Raw genomic sequence first — 23432 nt, forward strand, 5'->3', positions numbered from 1 at the left:
CCAAAAACAACTGCAATATTTAAGACCAATTTAAATCCAATTCCAATCATGAAAAAAATAACCCTTTTAAGTTTAACGGCTGTATTTTTAATCAGCTGTGCAGATAAAACGCAGGCACCTGCTGCTGCGCCCGCTCCTCTCCTGCCCGTTATGGCAGTAACTACTGAAAACACAACTACCGATGCTGAATATCCTGCCGCTATACAGGGAACTGTAGATGTGGAAATCCGTCCGCAGGTAAGCGGAAATTTAGACCGCGTTTTGGTTGACGAAGGCGCTTATGTTACTAAAGGACAGACATTATTTAAAATAAACGAACGTCCTTTCCGTGAGCAATTAAATACTGCTTTGGCAAGTCTTCACGCCGCTGAAGCGGCATACATCAATGCTCAACTTGAAGTTGATAAACTGACTCCGCTGGTTCAAAACAAAGTGGTTTCTGATTATCAATTGAAATCGGCTAAGGCTTCCCAAAAAATTGCTGCCGCAAATATTGAACAGGCCAAAGCAATAGCGGCGTCAGCAAAAATCAATTTAGGATACACCAATATTACAGCTCCCGTAAATGGCTACATCGGAAGACTACCTAAAAAACAAGGAAGTTTAGTTAATGCAACCGATATTGACGCATTGACAACTCTTTCGGATGTTAACGAAGTGTATGCTTATTTTTCTTTGAGTGAAACTGACTTCATCCAATTTAAGTCAAAATATGCTGGAAACAGCATTGGTGACAAAATCAAAAATCTTCCTCCAGTTACTTTAATATTGGCTGATAACAGTGCTTATCCACAAACTGGAAAAATAGATATGGTAGACGGTCAATTTGACAAAACTACTGGAGCTATTACCGTAAGAGCAAAATTCTTAAATCCACACAAAACGTTGCGTTCTGGAAATACAGGAAAAATCCGTTTGGGAATGGAGCATGATGATGCGATTTTGGTTCCTCAATCGGCTACAATAGAAATGCAGGATAAAGTTTTTGTCTTTACAGTAAATAAAGAAAACAAAGTTACCAAAATGCCTATCACAGTTATCGGCAAAAGCGGAGTTAACTACCTTATCAAAGACGGTGTAAAATCGGGAGACCAAATCGTATTAAGCGGTATCGACAAACTTCAGGAAGGACAACTAATTCAGCCTGAGAAAAAAGATACTAAGGTTGCTCAAATCATTAACAAAAAATAATTTTCACAGATGTTCAAAATATTTATACAAAGACCCGTACTGGCAACCGTTATCTCCATTTTACTGGTGATATTAGGAGTACTTGGTCTTACCAAATTGCCTTTACAACAGTTTCCTGATATTGCGCCTCCCTCGGTTTTGGTGACTGCGGTTTATCCGGGAGCCAACGCAGAAACGGTTTTGCGTTCTGTTGCTCCATCGCTGGAAGAATCCATAAATGGTGTGGAGAATATGACTTATATGAGTTCTACTGCCAGTAATGATGGCACTTTAGCTATTACGGTTTTCTTCAAATTAGGAACTGATGCCGATCAGGCTGCAGTGAATGTGCAGAACAGAGTGGCACAAGCTACAAGTCAATTGCCTGCAGAAGTGGTTCAGCAAGGGGTTATCACTGCAAAACAGCAAAACAGTTTTATCATGGCAATCGGTATGTACACCGACGATGAGTCCAAATACGATCAGACATTTGTTGCCAATTATGCTCAAATCAATATTATTCCTGAAATCAAACGTATTCCGGGAGTTGGTGCTGCCAGTATTTTTGGAGGCGTAAAAGATTACTCTATGCGCGTTTGGTTGAATCCAACTCAAATGTCCACTTATAATGTGACGCCAAATGAAGTTATGGCAGCGATTCAGGACAAAAGTCTGGAAGCGGCTCCGGGTAAATTTGGTGAAAGAAGCACCGAAGTTTTCGAATATGTGATTAAATACAAAGGAAAACTAACCAAACCAGAAGATTATCAAAATATTGCCATTCGTTCCAATGCTGACGGTTCCATACTTCGATTAAAAGATGTTGCCAGAGTTGAACTTGGCGCCTACTCCTACAACAGTTTAACGCGTTTGAATGGTAAAAAAGGAGTTGTAATTGGTGTGATTCAGCTGGCTGGATCTAACTCGAATGATATCCAGATTGCGATTAACAAATTGATGGTTAAGGCTTCGAAAGATTTTCCAGCCGGAATAAAACACAATATTTTCTACAGCACAAAAGTTTCATTAGATCAGTCTATTGAACAAGTAGAACATACTTTACTGGAAGCTTTTATATTGGTATTTATCGTTGTATTTCTCTTCCTTCAGGATTTTAGATCGACTTTAATCCCCGCAATTGCAGTACCTGTAGCGATTTTAGGTACGTTCTTCTTCATGCAGTTATTCGGATTTTCGATAAACCTTTTAACGCTTTTTGCATTAATCTTGGCCATTGGTATTGTGGTCGATGATGCAATTGTCGTCGTCGAAGCCGTACACGCCAAAATGGAGCATAAACATCTGTCTCCAAAAGTGGCAACACACGAAGCGATGCACGAAATTACGGGTGCGATTATTTCGATTACACTGGTAATGGCTGCGGTATTCCTGCCGGTTGGTTTTATGGAAGGTTCAACAGGAGTTTTCTATCGTCAGTTTGCTTTCACTATGGCGATTGCGATTGTAATTTCTGCTGTAAACGCTTTGACATTGAGTCCTGCCCTAGCCGCTTTATTCTTAAAAGACAATCACGCTAAAGGAGATGCTCCTTATCAGAAAAAAGGATTTAAAGAGAAATTCTTTACTGGATTCAACAATAGTTTTGAATCGTTAACCAACCGTTACGTTGGCGGATTAAAATTCTTAATCCGTAATAAATGGGTTAGTTTAGGTGGTTTAGCTCTAATTACAATTGCAACTATTGTAATGGTAAAAACTACGCCATCAGGATTTATTCCAACAGAAGATCAAGGATTTATCGCTATTGCAATGAACACTCCTTCGGGAACTTCTCTTGACGGAACTCAAAAAGTAATGACTAAAGCCGAAAATACTTTAAGAGGTTTGGAATCTTCAAGATTTGTAACTGCTATTTCAGGTTTCAACTTGTTGACAAATTCTACAAGCCCGTCATCGGCAGTTGTTTTTGTATTGCTTAAACCAAATGAAGAACGAGGAAGCATTAAAAATATTGATGAAATAATGAATCAGGTTCGTGGCAAATTGGGTGCGATTTCAGAAGGTAGTTTCTTCGTATTTAGTTTCCCAACTGTACCCGGATTTAGCAATGTTGAAGCTTTAGATTTAGTATTACAGGATAAAACGGGCGGTAAACTGGATAAGTTCAGCGGTATTTCGCAGACATTTATTGGTGAATTAATGAAACGCCCAGAAATTGCTGTTGCTTTCACCAGTTTCAAAGCCGATTACCCTCAATTGCAATTGGATATTAATGACCAAAAAGCCGATCAATTGGGCGTAAAAGTCAAAGACATTCTCCAGACGATGCAGGCTTATTTTGGTAGTGCTCAGGCATCCGACTTTAACCGATTTGGGAAATATTACAGAGTGGTTGTTCAAGCAGATATTGCCGACAGAGCAGACCCGACAGCTATTGACCGTGTATTTGTAAAAAACAAAAACGGCGAAATGGTTCCGATAAATACTTTGGTAAAACTCAGCCGTATTTATGGTTCTGAAACCGCTTCGAGATACAATCTGTTTAATTCTATTTCGGTGAATGCAATTCCGAAACCGGGATTTAGTTCTGGAGACGCCATCAAAGCAATCGAGGAAGTGGCAAAACAGCAATTACCTGCAGGTTACAGCTATGAATTCTCTGGACAAACCCGTGAAGAGATTTCTTCGGGAGGGCAATCAACTACGATTTTCCTATTGTGTCTGATATTCATTTACTTCCTACTTGCAGCACAGTACGAAAGTTACATTTTGCCTTTGGCAGTAATCTTCTCCATCCCTGCTGGAATCTTTGGAGTATTTGTAGCCATTGGTTTGACTGGAATTGAAAACAACATTTATGTGCAGGTTGCCTTGGTAATGCTTATCGGATTGCTCGCCAAGAATGCGATTCTGATTGTAGAGTTTGCCGTCCAAAAAAGAAAATCAGGACAGCCATTAGTCAAAGCCTCAATTGACGCTGCGAAACTGCGTTTACGTCCAATTATAATGACATCCCTGGCTTTCGTTGTTGGATTAATTCCAATGATGTACGCCACAGGTCCATCGGCTCAGGGTAACCACTCCATCAGTATTGGTGCCGCCGGAGGAATGGTTTCGGGAGTAATTCTAGGGTTGTTAATCATCCCTGTCTTATTCATCGTATTCCAATATTTACAAGAAAAAGTTACTGGAAAACCAGTAGCTGTAACTCATAACTACGAAAATAAAAATGGAAAATTACATCACAACAATTCTGGTGACAATCATCATCAGCCTCACGTACATAGCGTATAAAGTGTCAAAAGATCTTGAAACTAAAAAAGATAGCTGTCCAGAAATTTAGTAACCAAGATTACAACTAACTCGTTAGGTGTAATTCTATATAAATAAAAATTGAACCACATAGACACATAGATCTAATTACGAAAATAAAGAATGAATAGAAATAGAAATATTTTTCACATAGACGAACTATGAGAGAAGTGGAACGTCTATTAAACTCTTTTAATCCCCTATAAATTCTATGTTTCTATGTGTTTAAAAATAAATTTAATTACGAAAAATAAAATGAAAAAGTATATAACCAAAACCGTGATGATCGCTATTTTGATCGCCACAATAGTATCCTGTACTGTTTCGAAGGATATTGAAACTCCAAAAAATGCATTTCCTGAGAATTTCAGGAATGCATCGGTTTCAAAAGATACTACCAGCATCGGTGATTTGGAGTGGAAAAATTTCTTTACAGAAAAAGATATCATTCAGCTGATTGACAGCGCCGTTGTAAGAAACAATGATTTGCAGATTGCGACTAAAAACATTGAAATCGCACAATACAGATTCACGCAAGCCAAATGGGGAAATGTACCACAAGCCAATTTATTTGTAACTGCCAATACCAATAATCCTTCTGATAACAGTTTTACGGGAAGAACTCTGGATCAGGCATTAGGCGCAAAACATATTGATGATTTTTCGACTGGAGTTTCACTTTCGTGGGAAGCCGATATTTGGGGAAAAATCAAAAACCAGAAGAAAGGAGCTTTTGCTAATTATCTTCAATCGGAAGAAGTGAAAAAAGCACTGCAGACTACTATTGTGGCAAATGTTTCAAATGGCTATTACAATCTTTTGATGCTGGATGCACAATTAGAAATCGCTAAGAAAAACGTACAGTTAATTGACAGCACAACCACTATCATCAAATTGAAATTTGATGCCGGACAAGTAACTTCATTAGCTATTCAGCAATCGGAGGCGCAGAAATTAAATGCGGCGCAATTGGTTCCTTTATTGGAACAAAACATTGCGATTCAGGAAAATGCTTTGAGTGTTTTGACAGGTTCATTCCCAAATTCGAAAAAAAGAAGCATTGCTCTTAGTGCTGTAGAAGTAAAAAATAATGCTTCAATCGGGATTCCTTCTTCAATAATAAACCGAAGACCTGATGTAAAAAGCGCTGAATTGGCTCTGAAATCTGCGAATGCAAATGTCGGAATCACAAAAGCCGATTTGTATCCTGCACTTAGAATTACAGCTCAAGGCGGATTAAATTCTTTTGAATCAAGTAATTGGTTTACTATTCCGGCTTCATTATTCGGGACTGTTGCCGGAGGTTTGACACAGCCATTACTGAATAATAAAAAATTAAAAACGCAATATAATATCGCTATAGCGGAAAGAGAAAAAGCGGTTTTGAATTTCAGACAATCGGTGTTAGTAGCGGTTAGTGAAGTATCGGATGCTTTGGTAAAAGTAGAGAAACTGCACCAACAAGAATCCATTTTGCAAGAGCGTGTAAAAACCTTACAGCAAGCCATCAAAAATGCAAAAATGTTATTCAAAAACGGAATGGCAGAATACCTTGAAGTACTTTCTGCACAGGCGAGTTTATTGCAAAGCGAGTTAGAATTAGCCAACATAAAAAGAGAACAATTATCTGCCAATACTGAGCTATACCGCGCATTGGGTGGCGGTTGGAGATGATAATTGGCCACAGATTAAACGGATTGAACTGATTAACACGGATTTTTTTGAATACTGTTAAAAAAACAAAATGCTCTCTATTAGCCCCGATAGCAGTGGAAATCCTTTGTGGGCTGGGGTTCAGCCCACAAAGATTATAACGGATAGCGGGACAAGTGTTGATGAAAAACCTAATCTTTCTGCTCCAAAAAATTAATAAAATCTAAATTATAAAAAATATGAGCACAACTAATTTATTTACGCCTTTCAATCTGAAGACGCTAAATCTTAAAAATAGAATCGTAATGGCGCCAATGACGCGCTCTTTTTCACCAAACGGAATTCCGACTGATGAAGTAGCAGCTTACTATCAAAAAAGAGCCGAAGGTGAAGTGGGTTTAATACTATCCGAAGGGACAGTTATCGACAGGCCTTCGTCATCCAATGATGGGAATGTTCCTCACTTTTATGGCGATAAAGCACTAAAAGGATGGAAAACAGTAATTGATGAAGTTCATGCTGCCGGAGGTCAAATGGGGCCACAAATCTGGCACATGGGAATTATGGACAATCATCATTCGGGCTGGGTTCCTCCAGTTCCTTTTGAAGGCCCGTCTGGATTGAATCGTCCTGATTTCAATAACGGAAATACGATGTCTGAAAAGGATATTGAAGACACGATTATTGCTTTTGGAAAAGCTGCTGCCGATGCCAAAAGATTAGGTTTTGACACTATCGAAATTCACGGTGCGCACGGGTACCTAATTGACCAGTTCTTTAGAGCTGAAACCAATTTGCGTACTGATATTTACGGCGGAAAAACATTAAAGGAACGCAATCGATTTGCAATTGAAGTGGTGAAAGAAATCAGAAAACAAGTCGGAAATGATTTTGCGGTTATTATGCGTTTTTCTCAATTCAAACCTTCTGATTACAATTATAAACTAGCGGAAACGCCTCAGCAGTTGGATGCGTGGCTTACGCCTCTTGTGGATGCGGGAGTTGATATTCTGCATTGTTCACAACGCCGTTTCTGGGAACCTGAATTTGAAAAATCGGATCTGAATTTTGCAGGATGGGCCAAAAAAGTAACCGGAGCTCCAACTATTACCGTTGGTTCTGTTGGACTTTCTGGTGATTTCTTTGGTGCTTTTGCAGGCGAAAGTTCTCAGCCTGCCTCTTTGGATGAACTGACAAGACGTTTCGATAGAGGCGATTTTGATTTGGTTGCCGTTGGAAGACCTTTACTTTCAGACCCAAATTGGACTGCAAAAATAAGAGCTGGAAAAACAGATCAGCTTGTAGGATTCAGTAAAGAAGCTTTGGGCGAATTGATATTACAATAAATTTCACAAGCAGATAAACAATTTCAGCGACTGAGCAGTATTTTGCATTGGGCTGAGGTTGGAGACAATACCCTTTTTTTATTATTTAATTTGAATGACGCTGTAAGACTTCGGTTTTACGGCGTTTTTCGCTTTATACTATTTTTTAGAATATCCAAAAATTCTAATTCTCAGTTGGAATATTACAACTCTATTAGCTATTATGACCAATAAAGTTCTCTAATTTGAGAACTTTATTCTCAAATTAGAGAACAAAGTCAGCCTTTATGACCAACTTTGTTATTATAATTGATAACTATACTCTCATTTAAGTAAATTAAATTCTCATATATACAAACTTAGTTATACATTATGACCAACTTAATTCTCCTATTGTATAACTCTGTTGGCAAAAGACATCGTTTTCATGAAAAATTCAATAGGATTGTTATGAGATAACTATTTATGAAATACAAGTGCTCGGAAGGAAACAATAAACATTTAATGAATTGAAAAAATAAAGTATATTTGGAAATGTATGGTTGCTAGTTGTGCTTATCCGAGCAGATTTGGGTGTATATAAGTTATAGTGTGGCGCCTATCTAGTTAGTGGTCATTGTAAAAAAACGAAACGGAGAAAAACAGAAATGACAGAGGAAAAAATAAGAGAATTAAAAAAGACTAATTATGTTTTGGTTGCTCAACCTCATACAAATTTTTGGTTTGCTGTAAGTAGCAATAAGTTGAAAACAATATACATTGACAAATTTGGAGACGATTTCAATTTGATTATCTATTCACAACCGAATATAGAAACAGACTATTATGTTTTGCCTTTCAAATTTATAAAAGACTTATTCAAAGAAGAATTCTATTCCAAAGACACAAAGACAAATGTTGGAAAAAGATGGGTTGGAAACATAAAAAATCATACTCTTAAAATAACTAATAATCCAAATCCAAAAGATATTAAGGAGTTTTTTGCTAATCCATTTCTATTAGACAAAATCAACATCGAGGACGAACTTAACGACTATGAAATTGAAAATAAAAAACTAGAAATAAATGTTCGTATAAATCAATCTAAATTCAGAAAAGGAGTTTTGCGAAATTTCAACAATAGTTGTTGTGTTTCAAAATTAGCTGAAGAAAGTTTATTAGTAGCAAGTCATATAATTCCTTGGGCAGACAAAAAAGAAACAAGACTCGACCCAACTAACGGACTTTGTTTATCTGTTTTATACGATAAATTATTTGACAAAGGGTATTTTACATTAACTGACGAACTTAATATTGTGACAGTTTCAGAAAATAGTAAATTAAGTTTACCTCTAACCGAAATTCTAAAAAATATAAATGGAAAAAGAATACAAATTCCAAACAAAGCAATTAAGAAAACTTATTTAGAATATCACAGAACTAAAATATTTATTGACAGAAAAACGGACTAAATAAAAACAACGAACCACTAACAGCCACTACAACGGATTTGGGCATTTGGCTTAATGGAAAAATAGTTTTGTATTTGGATGATTTGGCAAATCCGAAGAATGGGATTAATTTAGTCCCAAACCCGCTGAAGTACCAAGACGTTAGGAACAAGCATAAACAAAAATACTGCTAATGAGAAATAATCTTTACTTACCTTTCTTAGTCATAATTCTAATATTTGTTTCGTGTAAACAAGAGCAAGAAGAAATAAAATTTAATCAAAGCAGATGGAATACTCGAAATGACATTGACTATAATCATAGAGAATTAATGATTGAAGATCTTTCAAAAAATTACTTAAAGCCTGGAATGAAATTCACTGAAACAGAGAGGCTACTTGGAAAAAATCAGTTGAGTGAAGAAAAGGATTCTCTTCAACTTCGATATGAAATTTACACAGATTATGGAAGTGATATTGCCCCAATTGAAACAAAAACTTTGATTGTAAGTTTTAACTCAGACTCAACTTTAACTAGTATTCGAGTAGATCATTGGGAAAAATAATACCTGCTCACAACAGCTACAACGGATTTGGGCAATAGGCTTAATGGTAAGCTGATTTTGTATTTAGGAGATGTGTCAAATCCGAAAACAGAGATTAATTTAGTCCCAAACCCACTATAGTAACAGAATGTTACAAGCAATTTTGCACCTAAAAAAATAATACTATGAGAAAACTAAAATTAATTTTTACATTATTAACTTCAATAATTCTATTTTCATCTTGTACAAAAAATGATGATAATCCAACAGATAACATTCCAACAGATAACATTCCAACAAATAACACTCCAACAAATAACACTCCAACAGATAACGTTCCCACAAATAACATTCCCACAAATAACATTCCCACAAATAACATTCCCACAAATAACATTCCGACAAATAACACTCCAACAGATAACACTCCAACAAATAGTGGAAAATTAATTATAAACGGTGTAGAAAAAAATCTAACAAAAGGATTTATAAAACCAAATTATACAGGTACTGACGTGACTTATGACAGTAGACGATTTTATATTATTTTAACAAATGACGAAGTAACAATACAAAATAATAATTTCATTTATTCAGACAAAATAACCCAGCTAATAGATTTTAATATGTATTGTTCAAGTCTAAATCCTGGAAGCGTTCAATACACAACATACAATGTCAAAAACTCCCATACTAATGTGAATTTTAATGATCCATTTATTGACCATACTGGCATAAATAAAGATGTTGTAATTAAAAATGGAGCATTAGTTTCGAAAAATTCTTTAAGTTCTGATGATATGACAAGTGGACAAACAAGCATTTCATATAATAATGGAATATATACAATCAATTTTTCTTTTTCAAATGCACAAAATAATATTACAGGAACATATACAGGAGTACTAACAAAACTAAATTTTCAATATTAATAAAAGAAAGTCAAAAAACTGCTGGTAACATCTACAACGGATTTCGGCAACTGGCTTAATGGGAAGTTGGTTTTGTATTTGGGATGATTTGGCAAATCCAAAAAAAGGAATTAATTTAGCGACAAATAACTCAATATCAATATCTTAGTTATTAATGCAGAATAAATTCAGACAATTCAAGAACTCAAAATGAAAAAGTCATGGTTAATATAAAACATCGAGTAGGAATTAAAGCTTCGTCTCAAAAAGTGTATGAAGCCTTGTCAACTATTAATGGGATATCTAAATGGTGGACGGAAGACACTACTGGCGAATCAGAAATAGGAAAAACGATTGTTATACGATTTCATACGCAAGAAGGAAAAGAAGTTGGCAGTATGAATTTCAAAGTACAAGATCTGATACCTGAGACAAAAGTAGGCTGGAAATTTACATCCGGCCCCGAAGAATGGATTGGCACAGAAGTTATATTCGACCTTCACCAAGAAGAAAATTACACTATCGTATTATTCGGTCATATAAATTGGGCTGAAGAAGTAGAATTTAAATCGCATTGCAGCATGAAATGGGCAATTTTTATGCTTAGCCTGAAACAACTTTGTGAAACTGGAGAAGGACAACCCTCGCCAAATGACATAAAAATAGACAACTGGAATTAAGTTTTTTTCAAAGATTAATCGAAACAAATCTTTAAGATTATGAAAAAGTTACAATTCAAAATAAGTATTAATGCCCCTGTGACCAAGATTTATGATATTATGCTTGGCATCAACAGTAAATCAACTTATGAGCAATGGACTTCCTTGTTTAACCCGACATCAACTTATGAAGGAACTTGGGACAAGGGAAATAAAATTCTATTTCTTGGAGTAGATGAAAAAGGAGAAAAAGGAGGTATGGTTTCTAAGATAGTTGAAAACATTCCCAACCAATTTGTATCGATTCAACATTATGGCCTTTTAAAAGGGGACAAAGAAATTACAGAAGGACCAGAAGTAGAAAAATGGGCAAACGGTTTTGAAAACTATACCTTCGAAGAAAACAGTGGCACTACAACAGTTACCGTTGACTTAGACACCACCGTAGATTTTATAAGTTATATGAACGAGACTTACCCAAAAGCACTAGACAAGTTGAAAGAAATTTGTGAAAAATAACAATTTCAAGAGTATTTTAAAAATGCATAGGATTAAATAGAGGTTATGATAACATCGATTTTTATTTAATATTAAAACAACTCTAATTGATTGTTCGGATTGATCGGTTTAATTTTAGGAGGTTTTGCATCCCCAAAAACGGTTCTTCCTCCATATTTATAAGACTCATCCCTTTCTTTTTTTATAAGAGCATCCAAGTTGGTATTGGGTGTAAAGCTTTCTTCAGCTCTTCGCGATATCTCAGATAGTTTCCTAATGGCTTCGATTTTATCATTATTTCCAATTTTAGCACGATGAATCGCTCTTTGTAACGTATCGATTGTCTCGTCATAAATTTTTAATGGCACAGGAAACGGATGTCCATCTTTTCCGCCATGAGCAAATGAAAAACGAGCCGGGTCTTCAAATCGGGTTGGAGTTCCATAAATCACTTCGCTAACCAAAGCTAAAGATTGTAAGGCTCTTGGTCCCATTCCTTTTAAAAGTAAAAGTTCTTCGAAATCCTCAGGCTTATTTTCGTGGGTTGTCCATAACATCGCCCCTAGCCTTTTCATATTTACATCTTCGAGCCTAACATCATGATGTGCCGGCATAGAAAGATGTTGCATTTCTCTGATGATTTTTGTTGGGGACTCTTTGGATAGTTCTAAAATTCCTGCCCGGGATTTTTCGGCAGTTTGTGCCGTAAGATTTAGGATAGAACCCTGATTTTCTCCATATATAAAAGTGTGCGGTTCATTGATAAAAGATTTTAAATCCTGCGAATGCCAATGGTATCTTCTGGCTGTTTTAGAATCAGGATTCATTCCCTGCTGAATAACTGCCCATTGTCCTTTATTATCGACAATAAAATTATGCTGGTACAATTGAAATCCGTCCTGAATAGCGGTATTATCTACCTTAGCAGTAAGCCTACTGCAATTGGCAAGACTATTGCCATCTAGTCCAGTTCTCTCACCTACATACAAAAGCTCTTGGGGTGTTTTTATAGAATGACTGCCTTTGCCACCGCAGATATAGATTCCGAGTTCTTTGGAATGTGGGTTTACCGATTTTTTCAAAGCTCCCAGAACCGAAGTCGTTATTCCCGAAGAATGCCAGTCCATTCCCATGACTGCACCAAAACTTTGAAACCAAAATGGATTGCTCAGCTTACTGATAACTTCGGATGTTGAAAATTCCATGGCAATAGTTTCTACGATCGCTAATCCAAGTTTGGACATGCGTTCAGCAAGCCATAAAGGAACATGACCATAATGTAATGGAAGATCGGCGGTACCGGAACGTTTCATATGTGATATTTTATAAATACAAAATTAGACAATTATCGACAAAGCAGTTGTTAACAAGAAATAAACTCTATTAAATTGATTTTATGACTGTTACACATTTTAATGATATAAAAATCAAAGACAATTCTATAAGCATTTCTATATAGGGTAATTTACATTTGACTACATTAATTTTAAATAAATTTTATTATGAAAACCACAGAAACAAAAAAGGAAAACACAGCGAGCAAACAAAAAGTTGCTGCTAAATCATCTGCAGCAGATGGCTTGAGAGAATTATTTATTGATTCATTGAAAGATATTTACTGGGCAGAAAAAGCATTGACCAAAGCATTACCAAAAATGGCAAAAAATGCAACATCTCAAAATTTAATAGATGCCATTAACGATCATCTTACTGTGACACACGAACAAGTAAGCCGATTGGAAGAAGTATTTACTATTTTTGGAGAGAAAGCAACAGCCAAAAAGTGTGATGCTATGGAAGGTCTTATCAAAGAAGGCGAAGGCATTCTGGAAGAAACAGAACCAGGAGCCGTAAGAGATGCAGGAATTATTGCTGCTTCGCAAAAAATCGAGCATTATGAAATAGCAACTTATGGAACGCTTGCTGCATTTGCTAAAACTTTAGGAGAAGACGATGCCGTAAACCTGCTTTTACAAACGTTAGAAGAAGAGAAAGAAGCTGATGTCACTCTAACTGAAGCTGCTTACAATACTATCAATTTTGATGCAGCTGGCGAAGAAGCCGCAGAATAAGACAAAATTCATATGCTGATAAAATTTGAACTCAAAAAAACCTGCAGCGATACTATTCACTGCAGGTTTTTATATTAAAAGATTGTCTGTTGTTATTTATGACCCGATTCCAAATAGGTTTTTAGATTTAAGATATCATCATTTACAATTTTTTGAAAATAAGGGTTCAGCAGTTTGGCCGCATTTTCGCCAACAATTCCTAATGGAGCACGATAGGAAATAGTGATTTCAAGTTCAGTTGCTTTCCCTTTTGGCTTGAAAATAACTTTCCCTGCATTTTCGATGGATGAATTTGGTAAAGAATTCCAGCTTAAAAGCTTTTCTTTTTCATCTTTTACTATTTCTGCTTTCCATGATAACTTACCGATTCCTGCTGGACCTTTGGCAGTCCATTCTGATATTGTATGATTGATAGAGGTGACAGATTGTAGATGATTCATAAATTTAGGTAGGTTTTCCAGATTTCTCCAAAAAGCATATACTTCACTGAGCGGTTTATTGATGACGCTGTTTACTCTGATATTTACATTATGTGCTTTGTCATTTTTAAGATGATCCACAGCATCATATACTGGGCAATAGCCGCTAAGACCTCTTAAAAACATTGCGCCGCCAAGACCACTTTGCGCTAGGCTTTTGTCTTTTTGACTTAACCCATTGTATAAAATATAAGCACCACTTGTAAGCATTAATAATCGCTCAATCGTTGATACATTTTTTTTCGTTTTCGAAAACAGTGTTGGTAATTGTTGTGTTATTGCTTCCATGATTATAAAATGTTATTGTTTGCATTTAAAAAAATTAAAATTGCTATTGTTTATTTTTTATCCTAGTCATTATCCCTATAAAGGGTTTCATCGCTATGATTATCATTTTGAATTAGATCTTCAGTATCATTATCAGCTATGTTTCCATTTTTAATAATGAGATCGTCGTCTATAATATCAGAATCATTTTCTTTATCAGCATCTTTCTTTGTCTTTTCCTGATCCGATTCTTTTTCTAATAATTTTTCAGTATAACCAGTATTCGAATTATTTTGATCTTCAGCATAATCATGCTCTTCTAGATGTTCAAAATTTTCCTCATCAATGTCATACGAATTTTGATTATGGCTTCCATCTGTGCCATTCGATTTATTTCTACTTTCATCAACATCATTTCTAAGATCTTGATTTTCGTCTCTTTCTGTATCCATTTTTTATAAATTTTAGATTAGTATTTAGATTGTCTTTTCTTAATTTGAATTAAAAAAAGACAATCTTTTCTATAGGATTGAGTTAATTTTTACGATTTATCCAATCATCATCTACATTAGGGTCGTATTCATCGTTGTCATCATCATCATCTTCGTCATCGTCATCTTCGTCATCAATATAAATTTCTTCTTCTGATTCATAATCATTGATATGTCTTTTTTCATCTAAATCAGACTCATCAAATGCTTCATCGTCATCACTTTCTTCATCTAAATCTTCATCATCTGGATCTGGCTCAAGATTTGGATTATCTATATCATCGTGATCTACTTCCAAATTTTCATCTGGATTATAGATGGGATGAGAGTTAACAAAATTATTAGAAGGAATAAAAGTTATTTCTCTATCTAATTCAAAATCATTCTCTTCATTCCAGTTTTCTTCTTCATTATCACCTGGGTTGTTATCACTATAAAGATTTGGTTTAACATTGCTTAGTTCTTCAAAATCTTCTGTTGTGCGCTGGTAATTCTGATTTGGATCATCATTCAAATTTGATTTTTCAAAATCGGTCGTGCTTGGAGTGTCTGTGTAATTACGATCATCCTGATGATAATTACGGTTTCTATTATCTTCCATTTTTATTTGTTTTATGATTTAATAAATTGCTTTTTACGGTTTTTTTTTAAGTTTTAATTACCCCTCTATTTTTTTACTTTCATTTAGTTGTATTGCGCTGATGGTAATTTGATTTAATAATTAATGTTCTCAAAATTAGAGATAAGTAGAGATACTTCTTTACACAATTAAAACACTCAATTATATAATTTACAGCACTATACATATAAAAAGTTAATTTATTGAACGCGTAAAAAAAAATTACCCCCAAATAGTTTTTAGCTTTTTGGGGGCAATGTAAAATGATATTTTTTTTAAAAATTTTATAGTAAAAGAAAAGATTCAGCATAGAACGCATCCCTAGATGATTTGCTCAGATTATTAACATTTCGAATATGTTAAATTGGTAAGTGAATTATCTTGTTCTAGGTTGTGGTAAGGGTACAAATTCCGTTTCATTAGGAACTTTTGGAAACTTTTGATCAATCCAGTCTTGTTTTGCTTTTTCAATTACCGCCTTATCCGAATGCACAAAATTCCAATAGATGAAATGTTCTTCAGGAAAAGGTTCCCCACCAAAAATATAAACGGTCGTATTCTCGCCCATTTCAAACTGACAAAGACTACTTTCCTTCGCTACCAAAATTTGTTTTGAAGGATAAGTATTTCCATCATTTTTGATTTCACCTTCCAGAATATACAAGGCACTTTCTCCAAAAAGATCTTTACCTATATTGAGTGTCGCTTGGCTTGTACTTTTAATTTCTATCAGATACAGCGGACTATAAACAGGTACTGGTGATTTTTTTCCAAAAGCCTCACCTGCAATAAGTTTTACGGTAACATTATCCTGTTGCCATTCTGGAATATCTTTGGCTTCAACATGTACAAACGAAGGTTCAATGTTTTCTTTTTCTTTTGGTAATGCTACCCAAATTTGTAAACCGTGAAGACTTTTATCGGTAGTCCTCAAATACTCTGGTGTTCGCTCCGAATGCACCACACCTTTTCCTGCTGTCATCCAATTAACTGCTCCTGGTGTGATTTCCATTTCGGTTCCCACGCTGTCCCTATGCATTATGGAACCCTCGAATAAATAAGTAAGCGTTGAAAGTCCAATGTGTGGATGTGGGGGCACATCTAAGTTTTGATAATCTTTGAGTTTTGCTGGTCCCATGTGATCCAAAAACACAAAAGGTCCAACGGCACGTTTTTCACGAAAAGGCAACAACCTACCCACAAGAAAGTTACCAATATCGGCAGCTCGTTCTTCTATAATTAATCCAATGTTTGACATGTTTATAAAATTTATATTTCTTAGTAAAAAAGCACAATCCTTAATTTGTAAGACTCTTTAAATTTATAAAAAATATATCAGATTATATCATTGTTGCTTTCCATCAATTAATTTTAGATTAAGCTACAAAAAACCCTAATCTTAATAAATTAAATTAATTATATTTGCGCCGTCTTAAAACTATCCTCATTTAAATATGAAATAGTTATAATTCAATAGTTACAAAAATATCTAACTTTCAAACCAATGTAAATTGGCCCTCATTTTTAACAGTATTTAATTCATATAATGAATCCATTCAAAACCGTTTTATACGCCTTTATACTTTTACTTTCACAAAATGCAATCTTTGCTCAACAAGTAGAAGAAACACCAATAAATCAAAGCGAACTACCTAAATTTATTACTGCAAACTCCATTGCCTATTCTGATATTCAAATAGAAAAAGCATACAATTACGATATGCTTACTTTGGGAGATACTGTTTTAATGCTAAAAAATGGAACTACTTACCCACCCAATCACAGAGATTATAAACGATTAGGAATAACAACCTCTATGTATGCTGGAACAGCTGTAATTGCTTTTGGAATACTATGGGCAATGCCAGAGAGTGTAAGTAATTGGGACAAAGAAGAAATTAAAGAAAAGGGCGTTTTTTGGAAATGGAAAGAAAATGTAAAAGCGGGTCCAGTTTGGGATGACGATGATTGGGTTCTTAATTATATAACACACCCTTATTCTGGAGGAGTTTACTATATGACCGCAAGAAGCAGTGGTTTTACTGTGCTTGAATCTTTTGGATATTCTGCTCTTATGTCTACTTTCTTTTGGGAATATGGAATAGAAGCATTTGCCGAAGTACCCTCTACTCAAGACCTTATTGTTACACCTGTATTAGGATCCGTTGTTGGAGAAGGCTTTTTTTATGCCAAAAAAAGTATTTTAAGACATGATCGTCGCGTTCTTAAATCTAGATTTTTAGGATATACTTCTTTACTTCTAATGGATCCATTCAATACTTTATTGGATAGTTTTGGTTATAAAGAAAACGTAAAAACACAAATGAATATTGCCCCAATTGGCCTTGGTCCAGGAAGTAATAAAAGTGTTTGGGGATTAAACTTCAATATGCAATTTTAATTGATAACTATTTTTAATACACAGAAAATCATTTTATTAAATCAATTCCTGCATTAAACATTCAAATCAAATTAAAGCGTTAAAATTTAAAAATAAATTAGATTTTAACATCGGTAAGGGAAAATAATTATTACTTTTAACTCCTGCTAATCACTATTTTATAGTAGATCTATGTTAGTTATTAATTCCGATTAGCATCTGATTGTTCACTAATTTATTAACCTTTAAAAATGATTTTTTTTGAGTGAATTTAAAATTATTGTCGCTTTAATTTTTGTGGTTTTAAATTATATATATTTTTTAAGAACTATTTTAAAATATAAGCAGATAAATGAAAAATTTGTCACAATCCGAATTGATAAAAAGTAACACCTAGAGGTCCAGTAAAAGATTTACAATCCAATAATTTTGTGTCATAACAAAAAATTGTATCAAGATGGTAAACTTTAAATGTATAGATAACCGATGGTCGTAATGTGAAATTTAGCCTTTGTAGATTATAACAAATGCTTTGATTTATAGACAATCCATTTATTAAAATGAACAGGAAAGTTTTATTTTTATTTCGACCTATACGGTATAAATAAAAATAAAAAGAGAAAGACTAGTAAATATTACTAGTCTTTCTTTTTTTTACTCTTTAACCAAGTATATTCCATCTTCCTTTATCTCAATGAGTTTTTCTTTATATAAAGCTCCAATTGCTTTCTTAAAGGTTTTTTTACTCATCTTTAACACCGTTTTTATGTCTTCTGGATGCGAATTATCTGTTAGACGTAAAAAACCTCTACTGGCTCTTAATTCGTCCAGAATTTTTTCAGCATTCGGTTCTATACTTTGGTAGCCTTGAATTTGTAGCGCTACATCAATTTTATTATCAGGTCGAATTGTTTTTATATACCCACGCATACGATCACCTGTACGTATAGCATCATCATACACTTCATCTTTATATAGCAATCCTTTATGCTTTTCATTGATGATAACATTAATTCCTAATTCTGTAATATGCGATACGATTAAATCTACCTCTTCCCCTTTTTCAACAGTTAGATGGTCATTTTTCAGAAATTGGTTTAATTTGCTTGAAGCTACCAAACGATTGGTTTGTTTATCTAAATAAAGATACACCAAATAACGTTTTCCTTTTTCCATCGGACGTGCCTGCTCTTTGAACGGAACCAAAATATCTTTTTCCATTCCCCAATCCATAAAAGCTCCAACTTGGTTAATGTAATTTACTCGCAAAAGAGCAAACTCATCTAATAAAATATATGGCTCTAAAGTGGTAGCAACAGGACGTTGTTCGTGATCCAAATAGGCAAAAACAATAAGCTCCTCACCTATTTCAAATTCATTTGGTACATATTTATTAGGTAATAGTATATCGTGTATTCCTTCAGGGTCTTTTTCTGGGTTTCCTAAAAACAAACCTACTTTGGTATCACGTAAAATAGTAAGTGTATTGTATTTTCCTATTTCAATCATTTTTATTGAGATTCTGAGTTATAAAATTCAACTCATTTTAAGTTGCAAAGGTACGAACTTTGAAAATGTGATTTATAAAACATTTTAAATAAAAAAAAGCGTCTTATAAAGACGCTTTTAAAATAATATTCTAAATTTTTAATTGTAAGCACTCTCTCTTCCAAAATGAAGAGTTAACAAATAGTAAACAACTGCGCGATATTTATTTTTATTGGATTTGCCATATTGCTCTAATACTGCATCAATTCCTGCTTTGAGTGCTGGACTATCTGACAAACCTAATTTCTTGATTAAAAAATTCTTTTTTACTGTTACTATTTCCGATTGTTGTGTCCCTGCTATAATAGAAGAATCAGGATTGTAAATAGAGGGACCACAACCTATCGTTACTTTAGTCAATAACTCCATATCAGGATTAATTCCACACTTTTCTTTCAAGTCGGCAGCATACTTTATAATTAATACATCTTTTGCGCTCATAACAATAAAATTAAGTTAGTTTCTTTTTTATAACTAACTCAAATTTAGTAATTTATTATTTATGTGTGCGATTTTTATTCATTATTTTTTATGGAATTATTATCCCTCAAATTTAATAGGTCTTTTAATTATGAAAACAGTTCCTACATTAGATTTAAGCCGAATTACTACAATACTATTAATTATCTAAAATGGGCCAACAAAAAACTATTGCTTTTAAAATATTAAAACAAAGACATCATCTTCTAATTAGCTTAAAATATTTTTATCGTTTTTGAACATTCTGCTTTTCTAATGCTCTTTGATACCTAAAAATTTATCCAACTTTTTAACATTTTAATTTTAAAAAAAACTAAAATATTATTTTTAAAAATGATTTTTATGTGCTATTTTACACATATTAATTAATATGTTAAAAAAGGAATAATCCGTTGATTTTTTATTAAACTTATAATTATTTAATTATTCAAATTACTATGTTTGCGCAATAGAAAAAGTTTAAATCGATGGTTTCTTAAAAAATATTTTATTATTTCATGGATATTTCTAATACATTAAAAAACAACATTTTACTGTATTTTCTTAAAATGATAAAATAAAATGTAGAGAAAAATTTACACTATTAATTAAAAATAAACTTTTTAAAGTTCTTCCCTCGCTCCCACAAATCTATTTATAAACTTAAAAAAAAAAAAAAAACATGTTAAAAACCTACCTAACAAATTTTAAAGGATTCAGCAGAGAAATATGGATCCTTACTTTTATTACTTTTCTCAATCGTGCAGGAACTATGGTAATACCCTTCCTTTCCAAATACATGAAAGATGATTTGTCTTTTTCATACACACAAATTGGAACGATTATGGTTTTCTTTGGAACTGGTTCAATAATTGGTTCTTGGCTAAGTGGAAAACTTTCAGATAAAATAGGCTTTTATAAAGTGATGGTTTTTAGTTTATTTATGAGCGGGATAGTTTTTATTGTTTTGCAATATTTGACTTCATTTGAAAGCCTTTGCATCGGGATTTTAATTCTAACTTCGATTGCTGATATGTATCGACCTGCTATGTTATTGGCTTTAGATACTTATGGAAATAAGGAAACAAGAACCCGCGCATTAACGCTAACTAGAATTGCCATAAATATGGGCTTTTTAATTGGTCCTATTTTAGGAGGATTAATAATTATGAAAGTTGGCTACAGTGGATTATTTTGGGTTGATGGCATAACCTGCATACTTGCTATCCTAATTTTTAGCATATATGTGAAAGAAAAGAAATTACCATTCAAACTTAAAAAAATAAAAAGCATCACTAATCCAAATAAGGTTATTTTTAATGACAAACCTTTTTTATTGCATTTATTAATTACAATGATAACTGGAATACTATTTTTCCAAATGTTTACCACATTACCATTATATCATAAAGAGCAATTTAATTTCACCGAATTTCAAACTGGTTTATTATTGAGTTTAAGTGGTTTATTTATAATCCTTTTTGAACTTCCAATAGTAAGGTATGTTGAAGAAAAAAACATCGACAGAATTAAGGTAATTTCTTTAGGAATTCTCTCTATGTCCATAAGCCTATTACTAATGCTATTAAGCAGTTGGAGCGGTATTTTAATCGTCATGATAGCTTTTATGTCAATAGGTGTCATGCTTACTTTTCCTTTTGCTAATGCATTCGCAATGAGCAGAGTCCATATGGATCTTAAAGGTAGATATATAGCGGTATTTACAATGAGCTATAGTTTCGCTCACATCTTAAGTGCAAAAACAAGCATGGGAATTATCGAAGCATATTCTTATCAGGCAAACTGGATTTTTATGGGAACTCTTGGTTGTATCGCTTTAGCTTTATGTTATTGTTTATCACTAATGCTAAAGGCTGAAAAAACTGATATTGAACTTAAAATTAAACAATCCTTTTTTTCTCAAAAAGAAGCTGTCTGATTTTTGCTATTTTGACAAACTAATTATTCTTTAAAAAAATAATTTTTAACTAAACACTTATAAAAAATTTTATAAGTGTTTTTTTTTTAGTTCTAGATTATTATTCCATTAACTATCAAAGTATAAAAGATAAAATGATTACTGATTCTTTATTAACGTTTTTTTTTGATTTCGGGTCTAACACCCTCTATAAAACCAACTATTTAACAAAACCAAATCTAAAATAATAACATTGCACTCGATGTCAAAGTAAACCATCTTATACTAATACTTTGGCACAACATTAGGCCGATTAATTCATTTAAGCACTACTTCTGTAAAATACTTTTAAAATCAAAATGTAGCAGTACAAAAAAAACCTTAAACATAAATGCTTAAGGTCTTTTCTTTTAGAATAAATTCTCTTTAAATGTAATTATTCCAGCATACTAAATTTTATTATCGATATCTTTTTTATAACGATTAAGCATTGCTTTAGTCATTCCAATATTTCCTTTTGAAGAATCTACTGCTAAATAAATTAAATACTCTCCGTTATCTGAAACATCCACAATATGAATCTGTGAAGAAAGTGTAAAAATGATATCGTCTATTTTCTCTTTCAAACCTAAAGAGGCAATAACATTCATTTTTGATTTTACTACTTCTAAATTAAAAGCTGATGCTAATTCAGGATCAAATGTATCTACAGTTGACAACGAATAATAAGAAATACCGCTCTTGATTTCTGCAATTGCAACTGCAATAAAACCTGGCATGTTGTCTCTTAAGTTTTCTCCAAATTGTTTTAAAAAGTCTGACATAGTGTATATAGTTAAATGGGTTAAGTTTTAAGAACTAAATTATCTATTCCTTTAAGGAGTAATCCTAATTTAGAAATATCATTAGTTGTTGTAATTAAAAATAAATTATCATCAAATTTATTTCCAATTAATAATCCTGAGTCTGTTTTTAACACAATCTGTTTCAAATCACTGAATTTCATATCCTCCAGCATTTCTTTGCACATTGTAAAAATAACGTTAGACATTGCGGCTATGTTTATTGGATATTCTATTTTAAAAGAATCAATAACATCTCCATTTTTATCAAAGACTAAAGCCGTTTCTAGTCCTGTATTTTCTAATTTTTTTAAATCCATCTAAAATTATTTTTTGTGCAATAATACACATATCTATTTAAAAAAAAAGTATTATTTTATTACAAAAGTACATAAAACAATCATTAAAAAAAGTATTTTTGCTAAAAAAAATGTATGAAAGAGATTAAAGATACCAGAAAAATCAAATTATTAAAAGCTGCTTTAAATAAAAAATTAGAAGATTTTCGAAAACTAAGAATTTCTAATATTCCAAAGGTAGAAGTGGTTATAACTCCTGAAAATGAAAAAACTAAATCAAAAAGTTTCTTTTCAAAATTTCTAAAAAAATAGCTGTATTCTGATGTTTAAATTACGATATGGTTCCGATATAAAAAAATAATTGTTTAACTATTTTTTTTAATTAACATTAAACTAATCACCTGATTTACTGTAATTAAAATAACACAAAATAAAAATCGGAATAAAAATTTAAAATCATCTGTTATTTACACCCTTTTTTTGACAGGAATTAAAATGAATTAGCACTATTTATACAAATTAGTAAGAGATTCTAACTTCAAGTTTTCGATGGAAATTTAGCAGTATAAAGAAGTATTAAATTTATTACACTCTA

Annotated in this window: 23 protein-coding genes; 14 read left to right on the forward strand and 9 right to left on the reverse strand. The window is 33.1% G+C overall.

The window, feature by feature from the left end:
- Positions 1–48: 48 nt before the first annotated feature.
- The 10 genes from ACUN3A_RS00635 (at position 49) to ACUN3A_RS00680 (ending at position 11484) form a co-directional block, all read left to right on the forward strand.
- The gene (locus tag ACUN3A_RS00635; RefSeq protein WP_445552799.1) at positions 49–1191 is read left to right on the forward strand and encodes an efflux RND transporter periplasmic adaptor subunit; all 1143 of its coding nucleotides are present in this window, start codon (positions 49–51) and stop codon (positions 1189–1191) included.
- 9 nt (positions 1192–1200) lie between these two features.
- Positions 1201–4425 (forward strand): efflux RND transporter permease subunit, encoded by a 3225-nt coding sequence (locus ACUN3A_RS00640; RefSeq protein WP_445549415.1) that lies wholly within the window; start codon positions 1201–1203, stop codon positions 4423–4425.
- Between the two features lie 273 nt (positions 4426–4698).
- Positions 4699–6117 carry a TolC family protein gene (locus ACUN3A_RS00645; RefSeq protein WP_445549416.1) on the forward strand — a complete coding sequence of 473 codons (1419 nt, stop codon included), beginning with the start codon at positions 4699–4701 and terminating at the stop codon, positions 6115–6117.
- 70 nt (positions 6118–6187) lie between these two features.
- Entirely contained in the window at positions 6188–6313 is a 126-nt protein-coding gene (locus tag ACUN3A_RS00650; protein WP_445549417.1) for a hypothetical protein, read from the forward strand.
- 22 nt (positions 6314–6335) lie between these two features.
- Positions 6336–7442, forward strand: coding sequence for an NADH:flavin oxidoreductase (locus ACUN3A_RS00655; RefSeq protein WP_445549418.1), 1107 nt, complete (start codon positions 6336–6338; stop codon positions 7440–7442).
- A 626-nt stretch (positions 7443–8068) separates the two neighbouring features.
- Positions 8069–8872 (forward strand): HNH endonuclease, encoded by an 804-nt coding sequence (locus ACUN3A_RS00660; RefSeq protein ID WP_445549419.1) that lies wholly within the window; start codon positions 8069–8071, stop codon positions 8870–8872.
- Positions 8873–9044: 172 nt separating this feature from the next.
- Positions 9045–9416 (forward strand): hypothetical protein, encoded by a 372-nt coding sequence (locus ACUN3A_RS00665; protein WP_445549420.1) that lies wholly within the window; start codon positions 9045–9047, stop codon positions 9414–9416.
- Positions 9417–9580: 164 nt separating this feature from the next.
- The gene (locus ACUN3A_RS00670; RefSeq protein WP_445549421.1) at positions 9581–10327 is read left to right on the forward strand and encodes a hypothetical protein; all 747 of its coding nucleotides are present in this window, start codon (positions 9581–9583) and stop codon (positions 10325–10327) included.
- A gap of 200 nt (positions 10328–10527) precedes the next feature.
- Positions 10528–10986, forward strand: coding sequence for an SRPBCC family protein (locus ACUN3A_RS00675; protein WP_445549422.1), 459 nt, complete (start codon positions 10528–10530; stop codon positions 10984–10986).
- A gap of 39 nt (positions 10987–11025) precedes the next feature.
- Entirely contained in the window at positions 11026–11484 is a 459-nt protein-coding gene (locus ACUN3A_RS00680) for an SRPBCC domain-containing protein (protein ID WP_445549423.1), read from the forward strand.
- Positions 11485–11555: 71 nt separating this feature from the next.
- Here ACUN3A_RS00680 and ACUN3A_RS00685 read toward each other — a convergent pair whose 3' ends face one another.
- On the reverse strand, positions 11556–12776 hold the full coding sequence (locus ACUN3A_RS00685; RefSeq protein ID WP_445549424.1) for a DUF763 domain-containing protein: 1221 nt from the start codon (positions 12774–12776) through the stop codon (positions 11556–11558).
- Positions 12777–12965: 189 nt separating this feature from the next.
- On the opposite strand from ACUN3A_RS00685, the gene ACUN3A_RS00690 reads away from it, so the two are divergent.
- Complete coding sequence (locus tag ACUN3A_RS00690) at positions 12966–13535, forward strand: YciE/YciF ferroxidase family protein (RefSeq protein WP_445549425.1); 570 nt, start codon at positions 12966–12968, stop codon at positions 13533–13535.
- Between the two features lie 92 nt (positions 13536–13627).
- On the opposite strand, the gene ACUN3A_RS00695 is transcribed toward ACUN3A_RS00690, so the two are convergent.
- The 4 genes from ACUN3A_RS00695 to ACUN3A_RS00710 all read right to left on the reverse strand — a co-directional run bounded on the left by ACUN3A_RS00695 (position 13628) and on the right by ACUN3A_RS00710 (position 16649).
- Positions 13628–14302 carry an SRPBCC family protein gene (locus ACUN3A_RS00695; RefSeq protein ID WP_445549426.1) on the reverse strand — a complete coding sequence of 225 codons (675 nt, stop codon included), beginning with the start codon at positions 14300–14302 and terminating at the stop codon, positions 13628–13630.
- Positions 14303–14364: 62 nt separating this feature from the next.
- Entirely contained in the window at positions 14365–14733 is a 369-nt protein-coding gene (locus ACUN3A_RS00700; RefSeq protein ID WP_445549427.1) for a hypothetical protein, read from the reverse strand.
- An 82-nt stretch (positions 14734–14815) separates the two neighbouring features.
- On the reverse strand, positions 14816–15373 hold the full coding sequence (locus tag ACUN3A_RS00705) for a hypothetical protein (RefSeq protein ID WP_445549428.1): 558 nt from the start codon (positions 15371–15373) through the stop codon (positions 14816–14818).
- A 394-nt stretch (positions 15374–15767) separates the two neighbouring features.
- Positions 15768–16649: a pirin family protein gene (locus ACUN3A_RS00710; RefSeq protein WP_445549429.1), complete on the reverse strand. Its 882-nt coding sequence runs from the start codon at positions 16647–16649 to the stop codon at positions 15768–15770.
- Between the two features lie 288 nt (positions 16650–16937).
- Between ACUN3A_RS00710 and ACUN3A_RS00715 the strand changes: the two genes are divergently transcribed.
- A complete protein-coding gene (locus ACUN3A_RS00715) occupies positions 16938–17792 on the forward strand; it encodes a DUF3943 domain-containing protein (RefSeq protein WP_445549430.1) in 855 nt (284 codons plus the stop codon).
- A gap of 633 nt (positions 17793–18425) precedes the next feature.
- On the opposite strand, the gene ACUN3A_RS00720 is transcribed toward ACUN3A_RS00715, so the two are convergent.
- Both ACUN3A_RS00720 and ACUN3A_RS00725 read right to left on the reverse strand, forming a co-directional pair.
- On the reverse strand, positions 18426–19280 hold the full coding sequence (locus ACUN3A_RS00720) for a CvfB family protein (protein ID WP_445549431.1): 855 nt from the start codon (positions 19278–19280) through the stop codon (positions 18426–18428).
- A 138-nt stretch (positions 19281–19418) separates the two neighbouring features.
- Positions 19419–19760 carry a DUF2853 family protein gene (locus ACUN3A_RS00725; RefSeq protein WP_445549432.1) on the reverse strand — a complete coding sequence of 114 codons (342 nt, stop codon included), beginning with the start codon at positions 19758–19760 and terminating at the stop codon, positions 19419–19421.
- A gap of 700 nt (positions 19761–20460) precedes the next feature.
- Here ACUN3A_RS00725 and ACUN3A_RS00730 point away from each other — a divergent pair.
- The gene (locus tag ACUN3A_RS00730; RefSeq protein ID WP_445549433.1) at positions 20461–21717 is read left to right on the forward strand and encodes an MFS transporter; all 1257 of its coding nucleotides are present in this window, start codon (positions 20461–20463) and stop codon (positions 21715–21717) included.
- Between the two features lie 428 nt (positions 21718–22145).
- Here ACUN3A_RS00730 and ACUN3A_RS00735 read toward each other — a convergent pair whose 3' ends face one another.
- Positions 22146–22520, reverse strand: coding sequence for a hypothetical protein (locus ACUN3A_RS00735; protein ID WP_445549434.1), 375 nt, complete (start codon positions 22518–22520; stop codon positions 22146–22148).
- A 20-nt stretch (positions 22521–22540) separates the two neighbouring features.
- A complete protein-coding gene (locus ACUN3A_RS00740; RefSeq protein WP_445549435.1) occupies positions 22541–22858 on the reverse strand; it encodes a roadblock/LC7 domain-containing protein in 318 nt (105 codons plus the stop codon).
- A 114-nt stretch (positions 22859–22972) separates the two neighbouring features.
- Here ACUN3A_RS00740 and ACUN3A_RS00745 point away from each other — a divergent pair, with 114 nt between their 5' ends.
- On the forward strand, positions 22973–23149 hold the full coding sequence (locus tag ACUN3A_RS00745) for a hypothetical protein (RefSeq protein ID WP_445549436.1): 177 nt from the start codon (positions 22973–22975) through the stop codon (positions 23147–23149).
- Positions 23150–23432 lie beyond the last annotated feature (283 nt).

The organism is Flavobacterium sp. WC2509 (genome assembly GCF_052683105.1).

Excerpts from the sequence above, each read along its gene's own strand:
- ACUN3A_RS00705 (WP_445549428.1), bottom strand. The coding sequence starts at position 15,373 with ATGGAAGATAATAGAAACCGTAATTATCATCAGGATGATCGTAATTAC.
- ACUN3A_RS00740 (WP_445549435.1), bottom strand. The coding sequence starts at position 22,858 with ATGGATTTAAAAAAATTAGAAAATACAGGACTAGAAACGGCTTTAGTC.
- ACUN3A_RS00640 (WP_445549415.1), top strand. The coding sequence starts at position 1,201 with ATGTTCAAAATATTTATACAAAGACCCGTACTGGCAACCGTTATCTCC.
- ACUN3A_RS00690 (WP_445549425.1), top strand. The coding sequence starts at position 12,966 with ATGAAAACCACAGAAACAAAAAAGGAAAACACAGCGAGCAAACAAAAA.
- ACUN3A_RS00720 (WP_445549431.1), bottom strand. The coding sequence starts at position 19,280 with ATGATTGAAATAGGAAAATACAATACACTTACTATTTTACGTGATACC.
- ACUN3A_RS00675 (WP_445549422.1), top strand. The coding sequence starts at position 10,528 with ATGGTTAATATAAAACATCGAGTAGGAATTAAAGCTTCGTCTCAAAAA.
- ACUN3A_RS00685 (WP_445549424.1), bottom strand. The coding sequence starts at position 12,776 with ATGAAACGTTCCGGTACCGCCGATCTTCCATTACATTATGGTCATGTT.
- ACUN3A_RS00725 (WP_445549432.1), bottom strand. The coding sequence starts at position 19,760 with ATGAGCGCAAAAGATGTATTAATTATAAAGTATGCTGCCGACTTGAAA.
- ACUN3A_RS00660 (WP_445549419.1), top strand. The coding sequence starts at position 8,069 with ATGACAGAGGAAAAAATAAGAGAATTAAAAAAGACTAATTATGTTTTG.
- ACUN3A_RS00745 (WP_445549436.1), top strand. The coding sequence starts at position 22,973 with ATGAAAGAGATTAAAGATACCAGAAAAATCAAATTATTAAAAGCTGCT.
- ACUN3A_RS00695 (WP_445549426.1), bottom strand. The coding sequence starts at position 14,302 with ATGGAAGCAATAACACAACAATTACCAACACTGTTTTCGAAAACGAAA.
- ACUN3A_RS00735 (WP_445549434.1), bottom strand. The coding sequence starts at position 22,520 with ATGTCAGACTTTTTAAAACAATTTGGAGAAAACTTAAGAGACAACATG.
- ACUN3A_RS00730 (WP_445549433.1), top strand. The coding sequence starts at position 20,461 with ATGTTAAAAACCTACCTAACAAATTTTAAAGGATTCAGCAGAGAAATA.
- ACUN3A_RS00710 (WP_445549429.1), bottom strand. The coding sequence starts at position 16,649 with ATGTCAAACATTGGATTAATTATAGAAGAACGAGCTGCCGATATTGGT.
- ACUN3A_RS00645 (WP_445549416.1), top strand. The coding sequence starts at position 4,699 with ATGAAAAAGTATATAACCAAAACCGTGATGATCGCTATTTTGATCGCC.
- ACUN3A_RS00650 (WP_445549417.1), top strand. The coding sequence starts at position 6,188 with ATGCTCTCTATTAGCCCCGATAGCAGTGGAAATCCTTTGTGGGCTGGG.
- ACUN3A_RS00700 (WP_445549427.1), bottom strand. The coding sequence starts at position 14,733 with ATGGATACAGAAAGAGACGAAAATCAAGATCTTAGAAATGATGTTGAT.
- ACUN3A_RS00635 (WP_445552799.1), top strand. The coding sequence starts at position 49 with ATGAAAAAAATAACCCTTTTAAGTTTAACGGCTGTATTTTTAATCAGC.
- ACUN3A_RS00715 (WP_445549430.1), top strand. The coding sequence starts at position 16,938 with ATGAATCCATTCAAAACCGTTTTATACGCCTTTATACTTTTACTTTCA.
- ACUN3A_RS00680 (WP_445549423.1), top strand. The coding sequence starts at position 11,026 with ATGAAAAAGTTACAATTCAAAATAAGTATTAATGCCCCTGTGACCAAG.
- ACUN3A_RS00665 (WP_445549420.1), top strand. The coding sequence starts at position 9,045 with ATGAGAAATAATCTTTACTTACCTTTCTTAGTCATAATTCTAATATTT.
- ACUN3A_RS00670 (WP_445549421.1), top strand. The coding sequence starts at position 9,581 with ATGAGAAAACTAAAATTAATTTTTACATTATTAACTTCAATAATTCTA.
- ACUN3A_RS00655 (WP_445549418.1), top strand. The coding sequence starts at position 6,336 with ATGAGCACAACTAATTTATTTACGCCTTTCAATCTGAAGACGCTAAAT.